Annotated in this window: 10 protein-coding genes and 2 pseudogenes; 9 read left to right on the top strand and 3 right to left on the bottom strand. The window is 61.1% G+C overall.

Annotation, left to right across the window (positions count from 1 at the left end):
- Nucleotides 1–139: 139 nt before the first annotated feature.
- The 3 genes from HX815_RS30500 to HX815_RS30490 all read left to right on the top strand — a co-directional run bounded on the left by HX815_RS30500 (nucleotide 140) and on the right by HX815_RS30490 (nucleotide 3,014).
- A complete protein-coding gene (locus tag HX815_RS30500; protein WP_177029437.1) occupies nucleotides 140–2,068 on the top strand; it encodes an acetyl/propionyl/methylcrotonyl-CoA carboxylase subunit alpha in 1,929 nt (642 codons plus the stop codon).
- Nucleotides 2,069–2,139: 71 nt separating this feature from the next.
- Nucleotides 2,140–2,682, top strand: coding sequence for an exonuclease domain-containing protein (locus tag HX815_RS30495; protein WP_003219774.1), 543 nt, complete (start codon nucleotides 2,140–2,142; stop codon nucleotides 2,680–2,682).
- Nucleotides 2,683–2,729: 47 nt separating this feature from the next.
- Nucleotides 2,730–3,014, top strand: a complete 285-nt coding sequence (locus tag HX815_RS30490; RefSeq protein ID WP_008430672.1) for a pyrimidine/purine nucleoside phosphorylase — start codon at nucleotides 2,730–2,732, stop codon at nucleotides 3,012–3,014.
- Nucleotides 3,015–3,078: 64 nt separating this feature from the next.
- Here HX815_RS30490 and HX815_RS30485 read toward each other — a convergent pair whose 3' ends face one another.
- On the bottom strand, nucleotides 3,079–3,885 hold the full coding sequence (locus tag HX815_RS30485; protein ID WP_003219772.1) for an MOSC domain-containing protein: 807 nt from the start codon (nucleotides 3,883–3,885) through the stop codon (nucleotides 3,079–3,081).
- Nucleotides 3,886–3,924: 39 nt separating this feature from the next.
- On the bottom strand, nucleotides 3,925–4,860 hold the full coding sequence (locus tag HX815_RS30480) for a chemotaxis protein CheV (protein WP_008430676.1): 936 nt from the start codon (nucleotides 4,858–4,860) through the stop codon (nucleotides 3,925–3,927).
- Nucleotides 4,861–5,410: 550 nt separating this feature from the next.
- On the opposite strand from HX815_RS30480, the gene HX815_RS30475 reads away from it, so the two are divergent.
- The 3 genes from HX815_RS30475 to HX815_RS30465 all read left to right on the top strand — a co-directional run bounded on the left by HX815_RS30475 (nucleotide 5,411) and on the right by HX815_RS30465 (nucleotide 7,723).
- Complete coding sequence (locus tag HX815_RS30475; protein WP_003219767.1) at nucleotides 5,411–5,854, top strand: hypothetical protein; 444 nt, start codon at nucleotides 5,411–5,413, stop codon at nucleotides 5,852–5,854.
- A gap of 319 nt (nucleotides 5,855–6,173) precedes the next feature.
- Complete coding sequence (locus tag HX815_RS30470) at nucleotides 6,174–7,067, top strand: sensor histidine kinase (protein ID WP_003219766.1); 894 nt, start codon at nucleotides 6,174–6,176, stop codon at nucleotides 7,065–7,067.
- A complete protein-coding gene (locus HX815_RS30465) occupies nucleotides 7,064–7,723 on the top strand; it encodes a response regulator transcription factor (RefSeq protein ID WP_003219763.1) in 660 nt (219 codons plus the stop codon). Before HX815_RS30470 ends, HX815_RS30465 begins: the two co-directional genes overlap by 4 nt.
- Here HX815_RS30465 and yegS read toward each other — a convergent pair.
- Nucleotides 7,685–8,609 (bottom strand): annotated as a pseudogene (gene yegS / locus HX815_RS30460) (lipid kinase YegS); the annotation flags it as partial. The gene HX815_RS30465 and the pseudogene yegS overlap by 39 nt on opposite strands.
- Before the next feature lie 176 nt (nucleotides 8,610–8,785).
- On the opposite strand from yegS, the gene HX815_RS30455 reads away from it, so the two are divergent.
- The 3 genes and pseudogenes from HX815_RS30455 (at nucleotide 8,786) to HX815_RS30445 (ending at nucleotide 12,587) form a co-directional block, all read left to right on the top strand.
- On the top strand, nucleotides 8,786–8,962 hold the full coding sequence (locus HX815_RS30455) for a hypothetical protein (RefSeq protein WP_003219760.1): 177 nt from the start codon (nucleotides 8,786–8,788) through the stop codon (nucleotides 8,960–8,962).
- A gap of 72 nt (nucleotides 8,963–9,034) precedes the next feature.
- Nucleotides 9,035–11,194 (top strand): mechanosensitive ion channel family protein, encoded by a 2,160-nt coding sequence (locus HX815_RS30450; RefSeq protein WP_003219758.1) that lies wholly within the window; start codon nucleotides 9,035–9,037, stop codon nucleotides 11,192–11,194.
- 51 nt (nucleotides 11,195–11,245) lie between these two features.
- A pseudogene (locus tag HX815_RS30445) lies at nucleotides 11,246–12,587 on the top strand (amidohydrolase).
- Nucleotides 12,588–12,720: the final 133 nt, after the last annotated feature.

Genomic DNA, 12,720 nt, shown 5'->3' with positions numbered 1-12,720 from the left:
AGGCGCCGACAGGCGGGGCAGAGCGTTTTGGTTACTTTTGCGCTTTTCAAAAGTGACCCGCTGTAAGAGCGGAACCAATAGCAGCCGTTACCGCAGGAATGGATATGTACACGGTAAACGCCAACCCAAGGGGTCACTCATGTTCAACAAAATCCTCATAGCCAACCGTGGCGAAATCGCCTGCCGCATCCAGCGCACCGCCCAATCCCTGGGCTACCGCACCGTAGCAATCTACAGCGAAGCCGACACCGACGCCCCGCACGTCCAGATGGCCGACGAAGCCATCAACATCGGCCCCGCCCCGGTCACCCAGTCCTACCTGAACATCGAAGCCATCCTCAACGCAGCCCACCGTACCGGCGCCGACGCCATCCACCCCGGCTACGGCTTCCTCTCCGAAAACCCCGACTTCGCCCGAGCCTGCGCAAACGCCGGCCTCACCTTCATCGGCCCCAGCCCCGAAGCCATCGACCTGATGGGCAGCAAACGCCTCTCAAAAATCGCCATGCTCAACGCCGGCGTCCCCTGCATCAAGGGCTACCAAGGCCCCGACCAGGACGACCCAACCCTGCAACAACAAGCCACCCACATCGGCTACCCACTGATGATCAAGGCCAGCGCCGGCGGCGGCGGCCGTGGCATGCGCCTGGTACACAACCCCGACACCCTGCTGGAACACCTGCGCACCGCCCGCTCCGAAGCACAAAACGCCTTCGGCAGCGCCGAACTCATCCTCGAACAAGCCCTGATCGCCCCCCGCCATGTCGAAATCCAACTGTTCGGCGACACCCACGGCAACCTGATCTACCTCGGCGAACGCGACTGCTCGGTCCAGCGCCGCCATCAAAAAGTCATCGAAGAAGCCCCCTGCCCCGTCATGACCCCCGAGCTGCGCCAAGCCATGGGCGAAGCCGCCCTCAAGGCCGCGCGCGCCGTCAATTACGTCGGCGCCGGCACGGTGGAGTTCCTGCTCGACCGCGACGGCAATTTCTACTTCCTGGAAATGAACACCCGCCTGCAGGTCGAACACCCGGTCACCGAACTGATCACCGGCCTCGACCTCGTCGCCTGGCAACTGCACATCGCCGCCGGCCAACCTTTGCCCCTGAGTCAGGAACAAGTGACCCTCACCGGTCACGCCATGGAAGTGCGCCTGTACGCCGAAGACCCGGCCCAGGGCTTCCTCCCGCAAACCGGCGACGGACTGCGCTGGGACCCGGCGCCAGGTGTGCGCATCGATCATGGCGTGCTGGAAGGCCAGCGCATCACCCCGTTCTACGACTCGATGCTGGGCAAGATCATCGCCCACGGCGCCACCCGCGAAGAGGCCCGGCGCAAGCTGGTCAGGGCCGTGGAAGACTGCGTGCTGCTCGGCGTGCCCACCAACCAGCGCCTGCTGGCCAGCCTGCTCAAGCATCCACACTTCATCGCCGGCGATTTCAGCACCGGCTTTATTGCCGAACACTTCAGCGACATCCCGCGTACCCACGCGACCAACGAAGAGCTGGCCCTGGCCGCCGCGCTGTTTTACCAACACAGCGCCAGCGCTCACACCCAGCCATTATCCGGCTGGCGCAACAACGCCAGCGTACCCTGGACCTGGCAATTGGCCGAACACGACGAGCCCCGGGCCATCAGCCTCAGTGTGCTGGCGGACAATTGCCTGCAAGTCGAGATTGATCTGCACGCCATCGAAATACGCGACCTCTCCACCGACGGACGCTGGGCCACCGCCGTTCTCAACGGCATTCGCCGTCGCATTGCCTACCACCTGCAAGGCACCCGGCTCTGGTTGCCCGGCGTGTGCATCAATGATCGAACCCAAACCGTCGCCACCCGCCAGGCCGAGGCCGGCAACGGCACGGTCAAGGCGCCGATGGATGGGGCAATTGTCGAAGTACGGGTCAGCGAAGGCGATTCGGTCAGCAAGGGCCAGCTGTTGCTGGTGCTGGAAGCGATGAAAATGGAGCACCCACTCAAGGCCGGCATGAGTGGCGTGGTCAAGCGAATCCAGGCGGTTGCAGGCGATCAGGTCAGGAACCGTCAGATTTTGCTGGAGATCGAGTAAGCCCTGGGCGGAACTAGCAGGCTTGGCTACGCTCTATCCCCATCAGGACGGGAAGAGTACGGGAACCTGCGATGCCTCATTGGCTGATTATTGATCTTGAAGCCACAACGGATGAAGGCGGCTGGCCCGTGACCGAGATGGAAATCATCGAAATCGGTGTGAGCCTGGTCAACCGCCAGGGCCGTGAACTGGACCATTTCCAGCGTTTCGTGCGGCCATTGCGCAGGCCGCTGCTGACGCCGTTCTGCCGCCAGTTGACCCACATCACCCAGGCGAATATCGACGCTGCCGCGCCGTTGATCGAGGTGTGGCCGCTGTTCGAACGCTGGCTTGGCCAGCACCAGGCACGCCTGGAAGGCTGGGCGAGCTGGGGTGACTACGATCGCCAGCAACTGGAACTGGAGTGGCAGCGCCATGGCTTGAGCAGCGTGCTGGGCCAGACGCCCCACGTGAACCTCAAGCAACGCTTCGCCAAGGCCCGGCGCCTGGACAAGCCGCTGGGGCTCAACGGCGCGCTGCAACTGGCCGGCATGCAGTTCCACGGCCAACAGCATCGGGCGCTGGAAGATGCACGCAATACCGCACGGCTGCTGCCGTTGATTTTGCCCGTGTAGAAGGCATACTGGCCGACCTTTCTTGACCCTTTTCCGAGGATTCGCCCATGTTTAAAGTCAACGAGTACTTCGACGGCACCGTCAAGTCGATCGCTTTCGGCACTGCAGAAGGTCCGGCGACCATCGGCGTCATGGCCCCGGGTGAATACGAGTTCGGCACTGCCCAGCGTGAAATCATGCACGTGGTATCGGGCGCACTGACCGTCAAGCTGCCAGACAGCGCCGACTGGGAAACCTTCGCCGCCGGCAGCCAGTTCAACGTGCCAGCCAACAGCAAGTTCCAGCTGAAGGTGGCGGTCGACACCGCCTACCTGTGCGAATACCGCGGCTAAACGTTCGATAGCCGAAAAAAATGCCCGTCTCGCGAGAGACGGGCATTTTTCATTTCAGGGCTGCTTACTCCAGGATCGTCACCGGCATGCCGACTTCCAGGCGGCCCACCCCATCGTTGACCAGGTTCTGCCCAAACATCACATCGCCCTCTTGCTCGCGGTAGGTCTTGAGCGTAGCCAGCGGTTCGCGGTCGGCACTGCGCTCGCCACTCGCCGGGTCGATGGTGGTGAGGATGCAGCGTGAGCAGGACTTGACCACGCGAAACTCCACGTCACCAATCCGTATCCGCTTCCAGCCGTCTTCGGCAAAGGCTTCGCTGCCCTCGATCACCAGGTTGGGGCGAAAACGCAGCATCTCCATGGGCCGACCGATACGCTGGGACAGGTCATCCAGGGACGCCTGGCCGATCAGCAGCAACGGAAAGCCATCGGCAAACGCGACCTTGTCATCATCCTTGCCGTAGCCGGCCTCGGTCGTGCGCGCACGGGACAGCGGCACTTGCACCAGCCGCGTGGGTTTGCCGATGAATTCGCTGAGCCAGGCGCCTGCCTCGTCACCGGCATCCGGCACGCGCAAGGTGTCACGCCAGATGGTCACGCCGCGCAACTCGGCATCGCTGCCGGGTAGTGGCACGTCAAGCGCAGGTTGGCCTTCGGCGCTCAAGGTCAGGCCACCGGCGCTGTTCCACAGCGCCGAGAGCTGGCTCATCCTGGCCACGGCGCGCTGGGTCAGGAAACGCCCGCTGGCCTCGTCCACCAACATCCAGCGTCGATCCCCGTCGAGCCCGAGTGTGTCCAGGCCGATCTGCTGCAAGGATTCACCCTTGCCGGACTTCAAGGGGTATCGGTACAACGCGCTGAGACGAAGCATGGGCCTGCATTCCTGAGGGACAAAGCCGTCACCCTAAGCTCAAGCCGGGACTTCGTCCAGCATCAGGCGCTGACGTACCACGTCCACCAACTTGTCGGGCTGGAACTTGGAGAGGAAGTTGTCGCAACCGACCTTCTTCACCATCGAGTCGTTGAAGCTGCCGGACAACGACGTATGCAGCACCACGTACAGGCTGCGCAGGCGCGGGTCGTTGCGAATCTCGGTGGTCAGGCGGTAGCCGTCCATCTCGGGCATTTCAGCGTCGGTGAAGATCATCAACAGCTTGTCGGTCATCACCTGGCCACTGTCGGCCCAGGCCTTGAGCATGTTCAGTGCCTTGAGGCCGTCGCTGGCAATGTGCATCTTCACCCCCAACTGTCCGAGGGTGTCACGCAGTTGCGAGAGGGCGACGTTGGAGTCATCCACCAGCAGCACTTCGCGGCCGCGGGCGCGTTCCAGCACCGGGTCTTCAAGTTTCTCGCGGGAAACCTTGGCGTTGTAGGGCACGATTTCGGCGAGGACTTTTTCCACGTCGATGATTTCCACCAACTGGTCATCGACCTTGCTGATGGCCGTCAGGTAATGCTGGCGCCCGGCACTTGCCGGCGGCGGCAGGATCGCCTCCCAGTTCATGTTGACGATGCGGTCGACGCCGCCCACCAGGAACGCCTGCACCGAGCGGTTGTACTCGGTGACGATAATGGTGCTGTTGGGGCCCGGAATCAGCGGACGCATGCCAATCGCCTGGGACAGGTCGATCACCGGCAACGTCTGCCCACGCAGGTTGACCACCCCGCAGACAAACGGATGGCGCTGGGGCATCAGGGTCAACTTGGGCAGTTGCAGCACTTCCTGCACCTTGAACACGTTGATCGCGAACAGCTGCCGCCCGGCCAGGCGAAACATGAGGATCTCCAGGCGATTCTCACCCACCAATTGTGTGCGTTGATCTACCGTGTCGAGAATGCCGGCCATTAAAGACTCCTGGGGTTTAGCGGATGGATAGTGCTGGTCACTGAAGCAGGTTATCGGCGGCAAACGCCGGACCTTGACCCCCCACTAAAATGCCATGCAAATCCATTGATGTCACACTGACATCATGCTTTACTGAACCCGCTTCAGCGCAAGGCCCATCACCACCGCCGCGTGACCGCAAAGTCTGCGCGAGGTTCCGCTATGTAAGGGATTCCCCTATCCACAATCAGGACCAACCTGATATTCGCGATATCTAATAGCCATTAATGTGACGCCATTCTCATTGCATGAATGGAGTCAGGCTTTTGTTTGCTATCGCAAGCCCACGGCCAATGGATCATCCAGTGACTTATGTACTGGCACCCAAAGAAGTTGTGCGAATGCCCCTGGAAATTGTGGGGTACTCGGACGACGGCCGTCATTCAAATAAATTTCCTACTGAAAAGTCGGAACGGGCCTACAGATATTCGTCATATTTCAGCGGTAGTTTTACGCCATTCAACCGGTGCAACATCTCATCATCCGATCGTATGTTCTGGAGACTTGTGTGATGAACGACGGCAAAGAGTGGCAACTTGCACTTCCCGAGTTCCTCCTCGAAGCGGAAATGTTGCTGGCCAAGTCTGAAGAATGCTTGAGCCACCTGCATTTGATCCGCAACGACAGTGACGCGATCGACTGCATGAAAACCAACCTGATCAAGCTCGCGGAAAAATCCGAAGCCCTGGCCCTGAGGGCGATCAGCGAGTTCTCACGGCATATCCAGTACCTGATCAGCAACGCCGCCAGCCCCCTGCAACTGCATGACGAAGCACTTGATGCACTGCACAACTGCCTCACCCTGCTGGCCTGGCAACTGGAGTTGATCGATACAAAAACCGGCAAGCTCGGCCTGGATGAAACGGAACAAACCGTGTTGATCGCCACCGTTGTCCAACACATCCCCCAAAGCGATTTCGGCTATAAGCAACAACACAGGCCTTACGCTATTTGAGGCTTCTTCGCATTTAAGCGACAAAAATGTCGCATTCAATTGCCTGATTATCTAAAAACGACACCACAACTATTTATGCATCACGACGTCGTTAGCAGAAAAATATCAATAAGCCACTAACGACAATACTGATACAAAACAACTTCAATGATACAACTTCCCCACTCGTTGAACTCCGGGACTACCTTCCGGGACGCTGCCGTGATTAATACGCCTCATCCCGCTCGGCGCCAGGCGACCAACGGTAATAGTGGTGGTACCATGCCCCGCTCGAAGTGACTCAACTTCATGATGCATATAAACGTGAAATGCGCCTCCTATGTACGCCAGCCTGAAGTCACTCATCGCAAGGTCCGTGTCCCGAAGCAATGCACGCTGGATAACCCTCGCGCTATGCCTGTGCGCGTGCCTGCTCAGCCTGTGGGCTTATGCACACTCGGCCGATCTTCCCCTGGCGCTGTTGTCAGTGAACCTGGCCACCCTGCTGGTTGTGGGCTTGCAACAGTGGCGCTCACGCAAGTCCATCAAGTTCCAACCCCAGGAGTTGGCCGACCGTCTGTTGCAGGTCCAGGAAAACGAACGTCATCGCCTCAGCCGCGAACTGCACGACGATATCGGCCAACTGTTGACCGCCGCCAAGCTGCAAAGTGAATGGCTCAAGCGCCGTCTTCCGGAAAACCTGCAGGGCCACTGTGCGGTGCTGTGCAACACCCTCAACGAAACCCTGGCCAAGGTGCAGGACGTGTCGGCCATCCTCAACCCCCGGCAACTGGCGAGCCTGGGCCTTGAAGCGAGCCTGCGGGCGCATCTGCTCAAGACCCTGGAAAACACCCGGGTAAGCTGGAGCCTGGAATGCCATCAACGGCTGACCGGCATCCCGGAAGAGATGGCTGTTGCCGCCTTTCGCATTACCCAGGAAGCCGTCACCAATATGCTGCGCCATGCCCAGGCACGTAACCTGCTGGTACGCCTGCAACGCCTGCCCGAAGGCCTGTCACTGTTTATCAGCGATGACGGCCAGGGCTTTTCGCCCGCCATCAACCCCGCCCAGGAAGGCCAGCGGGGCATGGCCGGGATGTCCGAGCGGATTGATCAACTGGGAGGCACATTGTCGGTCAATAGCCAGCCAGGCTCCGGGACGAGGATCGAAGCGCTTTTCCCCTGGGCGCCCCGCGCCCTCGAACGGGCCAACCCCCATAAGGTTCTAGAGTGACGTGCAACTTACTCCTGGTGGATGACCACTCCCTGATCAGGGCCGGCGTGCGTGCGCTGGTCATGGATATTCCCGGCTACGCGGTGATCGGTGAAGCGAGCGACGGCGCGCAGTTGCTAGAGCGGTTTGACGCGCTGCAACCCGACATCGTGCTGCTTGACCTGTCGATGAAGCACACCGGCGGGCTCGATGCATTGAAAGACCTCAAGCGCGCCTACCCGAAGAGCAAGGTGCTGATCCTGTCGATGCACACCGACCCGGAGCTGATCATGTGCGCGCTGGAGTCCGGCGCCCATGGCTACCTGCTCAAGGACACCACGGCCAATGAGCTGGAGCACGCGCTGCTGGCGTTGCGCAACAACGAACGCTACCTCAGCCCGGCGATCGCCCATACGGTGATCAACCAGGCGCTGATCCGCAATCAGGCCCAGGTCAACCCGCCGCCCCACAGCCACAACCTGACGGCACGCCAGTTGGAAATCCTGCGCTTGATCGTGCGCGGCAAGTCCACCCGTGAAATCGCCAATGGCCTGGGTCTGAGCATCAAGACCGTGGAAGCCCACCGCTCGCAGATCATGAAGCGCCTGCAGATTTTCGACGTGGCGGGCCTGGTGCTGTTCGCAGTGCGCGAACAGATCATCAGCCTTGACGATTAGTCAGCAATGGTGAGTCCACCGGCAGATGCACCCGCAGTGCCTGGGGCAAGGCCGAGAAGTGCAAGTCGTCACCCTGGAGTGGTTCGCCGTCGAGGTTGATCGCCAGCCCTTCGGCGACCTTGATTTCGACCCACGGCAAGCGCGCCCGCACAAACATATTGTCCAGGCCCCAGCCGTCCGTCATCAGGTTGCGCAGGGTGCCGACCACTTCCTGCGGCGCCGGCAAGATGCTGATATCCAACAAACCATCATCGGCCAGGGCGCCGGGGCACAGCACGTGGCCACCACCGGCCTGGCGCCCGTTGCCGATGCCCAGGGCCAGCAGCTCGCCGCGCCAGTGAAAGTCAGGGCCCTGCAATTCACCGTAGGCCGCGCGCAACTCGCTGAAGCGTGACAGGCCGGTGAACAGATACGCCGCGCCACCGAGGACTTTCTTCAAGTCTTCGGAGGTGTTGGCGGTGACCTGGCTGCCAAAACCACCGGTGGCCATATTCAGGAAGATCTGCCCGCCGACTTCGCCCAGGTCGATGGCACGGGCCGGCACATCCAGCAGGTCCAGGGCCTGCTCGGGCTCCAGTGGCACACCGGCGGCGCGGGCAAAATCGTTGGCGGTACCGAGGGGCATCAGCACCAGGCTGGCCTCGGTCTTGGCCCGGGCCATGGCCTCGGCCACATCCCGCAGGGTGCCGTCACCGCCGCCGGCGATCAGCCGCGTGTAGCCATCGGCAAGGGCCTGATCGACAAACCGCTGGGCATCGCCACCCTCCCACGTCACCCGTACGGCCAGCTCCCAGCCCTGCTCGCGCTTGCCCTGCACCGCCGCCCGCACCTGCTCGTTGAGGGCTTGCTTGCCGTGCAGAATCAACAGTGCCTTGGGTGTGCTCATGGATGAATGCTCCTGGGTTTAAGGTTCCTGAGGGATGTTGACCGTGGCCAATCGAAAAAAAGCCATCGGATGTAGAAATTAACCGGGTTTTGTAGCGTTTCTGACACGGATCAACTCGCACTTGGCGAAATCGACCTAGACTTATACCTATTCCCACCCGACAAGGCCGTCGCACCATGATCACCATGTCCGCCTTCCACTCCATGCTTATCCCCATCCTGACCGGCATGATCCTCCTGGCCATCGGCTTCAACTTCCGCGACAAACCCATCGGTGTGTTCGGCATGTGGATCGGCATGCTGCTGATCCTCGGCACCGTGGTTTACAAGATCCTCGCCAAACTCGCCGAATGACAATCTCACTCGCATTGCACATGACGGCCTCGTACACTCGGTCAATTCGTCGTTTTTAAGGTTGACCGCCTCGTGCTTGCCCGTCTGTTTGCCCTGCCCTGTTGCCTGCTTTTCTGCCTGCTGACCCTGCTGCCCATGGCGCCTGCCCACGCCGTGAGCCTGCCAGGGCTGCTGGGCAGCAACACCAAAACCCAGCCACAAGCCGACGTCCCGTTGGGCCAGTCCCTGGACGAGGTGATCAAGACCCTGGAAAACGACCAGCAGCGCACCAAGCTGCTGAGCGACCTGAAAAAGCTTCGTGAGACCACGCAAAAGGCCCAGCCCGCCGCCGAACTGGGTGTACTCGGTTTGATCGGCGGCACGCTGTCGAGCCTGGAGCAACAATTCTCCGGTGCCGACAGCCCGCTCAATCGCTGGTCCAACGAATTTGACCAGGCCAAGGATGAACTCACCGCACTGATGCTGCCGGCCAGCGAATGGCTGCCGATCATCTTTGCCTTTGCCATGATCCTGATGCTCTGGAGCCTGCTGGCCGCGATCCTGATCTGGCTCAGCCACCGGGTGCGCGAGCGCTTCGGCCTGACCGAAGAACTGCCGCAACACCCCAAGACCTGGGACCTGCTGCGCTTTGCCCTGCGCAAGCTCGGCCCGTGGCTGATCGCGTTGGTGATCACCGTCTACATGAGTTACGCACTGCCCTCGTCCCTCGGCAAATCCCTGGCAATGGTGCTGGCCTATGCGCTGGTGGTGGGCACCTGCTTCTCGGCGATCTGCGTGGTCGCGTTTTCCGTACTCGACGGCCCGCACCGTCACCGCGCGTTGTACATCCTGCGCCACCAGGCCTTCCGGCCGTTGTGGCTGATCGGCAGCTTTGCCGCCTTTGGCGAAGCCGTCAGCGACCCGCGCCTGGCCGAGAGCCTGGGCCAGCACCTGTCCCATGTCGCCGCGACCATCGCCAATGTCATGGCCGCGCTGTCCACCGGTGTGTTCATCCTGCGATTCCGCCGGCCGATTGCGCACCTGATCCGCAACCAGCCGCTGTCCCGCCGCCTGACCCGCCGCGCCCTGAGTGACACCATCGAAATCGTCGGCACCTTCTGGTACCTGCCGGCGTTGCTGCTGGTGGGCATCTCGCTGTTCGCCACCTTCGTCTCCGCCGGCGACACCAGCACCGCCCTGCGCCAGTCGTTGTTGTGCACGGTGTTGCTGGTGCTGTGCATGGTGATCAACGGCCTGGTGCGCCGTCATTCACTCAAGCCGCAGCGTGGGCACAAGCGCCATGCGCTGTACTCCGAGCGCCTGAAAAGCTTCGTCTACACCCTCGCCCACCTGGTGGTGTGGCTGGTGTTTATCGAACTCGGCCTGCGGGTCTGGGGCCTGTCGCTGATCCGTTTTACCGAAGGCGACGGGCATGAAATCAGCGTCAAGCTGTTCGGCCTTGCCGGCACATTGCTGTTTGCCTGGCTGATCTGGATCCTCAGCGACACCGCGATCCACCACGCCCTCACCCGCTCGCGCAAAGGCCTGGCCAATGCGCGTGCGCAGACGATGATGCCGTTGATTCGCAACGTGCTGTTCGTGACCATCTTCATCATTGCCGCCATCGTCGCCCTGGCGAACATGGGCATGAACGTCACGCCGCTGCTGGCGGGTGCCGGTGTGATCGGCCTGGCCATCGGTTTTGGTGCACAGTCGCTGGTGGCGGATTTGATCACCGGCCTGTTCATCATTATCGAAGACTCCCTGGCAATTGATGACTACGTGGATGTCGGCGGCCACCTGGGGACGGTCGAAGGGTTGACCATCCGTACCGTGCGCCTGCGGGACATCGACGGCATCGTGCATACGATCCCGTTCAGTGAAATCAAAAGCATCAAGAACTACTCCCGGGAGTTCGGCTACGCGATCTTCCGGGTGGCGATTCCCTACAACATGGAAATCGACGACGCCATCAAGCTGATGCGCGACGTCGGGCAGAAGATGCGCAACGACCCGTTGCAGCGGCGCAATATCTGGTCGCCGCTGGAGATTCAGGGTGTAGAAAGTTTCGAGTCCGGCAGTGCGATTCTTCGCGCCCGCTTCAAGACCGCGCCGATCAAGCAGTGGGAGGTTTCGCGGGCGTTCAACCTGTCGCTCAAGCGTCACCTCGACGAAGCCGGGCTGGACCTGGCCACCCCGCGCTTGAGCGTGCAAGTGGTGACAGCGGCGGGAGGCGTGCAAGAGAAAGAATAAGCGCTGCCCGGACGACGTCAGGATCAACAACAATAATCATGGAGAGTCCTTATGCGTTTGACCGGTCTTACACACCAATGGGTATTCGGCCTGCTGTGCGGTGTCGCCAGCAGCGCGGTCATCGCCGCCAGCAGCGGCCAGGACAGTGCCCGCGAAACCATCGCCGCCCAGGCCAAAGTACTGGAACCGGCCTTGCTGGAAACCCGGCGCGACATCCACGCCCATCCTGAACTGGGCAATACCGAACATCGCACTGCGGAGCTGGTGGCCAAGCAACTGCGGGAGATGGGGCTGGAGGTCAAGACTGGCGTGGCGCGCACGGGCGTTGTCGCCATCCTCAAGGGTGCCCTGCCCGGCCCGACCGTGGCCTTGCGCGCCGACATGGATGCGCTGCCGGTCAAGGAAGTCTCCGGCCTGCCCTTCGCCTCGAAGGCCAAGGGTGTGTACCTCGATAAAGAAGTCGACGTGATGCACGCCTGCGGACACGACGCCCACACCGCCATCCTGCTAAGCACAGCGAAAATCCTTACAGGTATGCGCGATCGTCTGCCTGGGACCGTGGTGTTTTATTTCCAGCCGGCTGAAGAAGGCCCGAGCGACTTTATCCCCGACGGTAAAAACACTTGGGGCGCGAAGATGATGGTGCAGGAAGGGCTGATGAAATCGCCCAAGCCGGATGCCGTTTTTGGGCTGCATGTGTGGGTTGCCTGCGGGGCAGATTGCGTATCGGCCGGGGCCGACGCTGGCGAGCTCGGATGACCTGCGGATCAAGATCCTGGGCAAGCAGACCCATGCGGGGCGGCCGTGGGATGGGATCGATCCGATTACCGTGGGGGCGCAGGCCATTGTGGGGCTGCAGACAGTGGTCAGTCGGCGTACGGACATTTCTTCGTTTCCGGCGGTGGTGAGTATTGGCACCATCAACGGGGGGACGCGGTACAACATCATTCCCGAGTCGGTGGACATGAGTGGGACCATTCGCTCCTACGACTATGGCATTCGCCAGAAGCTGCATGCGGATGTGCGGCAGACCGTCGAGAAGATTGCCGAGAGTGGTGGGGCGAAGGCTGAAGTTACGATTATTGAGAAGTACGATCCGACCATCAACAACCCGGCGCTGACCGAGAAGATGCTGCCGAGTTTGCGTTGGGCGGCGAATGGGGATGTGGTCAACGCCCCGTTGGTGGGTGGGGCTGAGGATTTCTCGTTTTATGCCAAGGAAGCGCCGGGGTTGTTTGTGTTTCTGGGGGTGACACCGAGGGACCAGGACATGAGCAAGGCGGCGCCGAATCATAATCCGGGGTTCTTTGTGGATGAGTCGGCGTTGGTGGTTGGGGTTCGGACGCTGGCTTCGTTGGCGACGGATTATCTGTATGCCAATGCGGCGGATTGAGGGTATATCCGTTATTCAGGTAACGGCCGCCTAGGGTTCCGCTCTTGCCCCACCACTCTGCACCTCGCTCGGGCTTAAGTGTGGTGAAGCAACATCAAACCCAAAGGCGGACACGATCCAAATGTGGGAGCGG

It is taken from the genome of Pseudomonas sp. E6002, assembly GCF_013385565.1.
GTDB lineage: Bacteria > Pseudomonadota > Gammaproteobacteria > Pseudomonadales > Pseudomonadaceae > Aquipseudomonas.
This window is presented reverse-complemented; position numbering and strand designations above follow the sequence as displayed.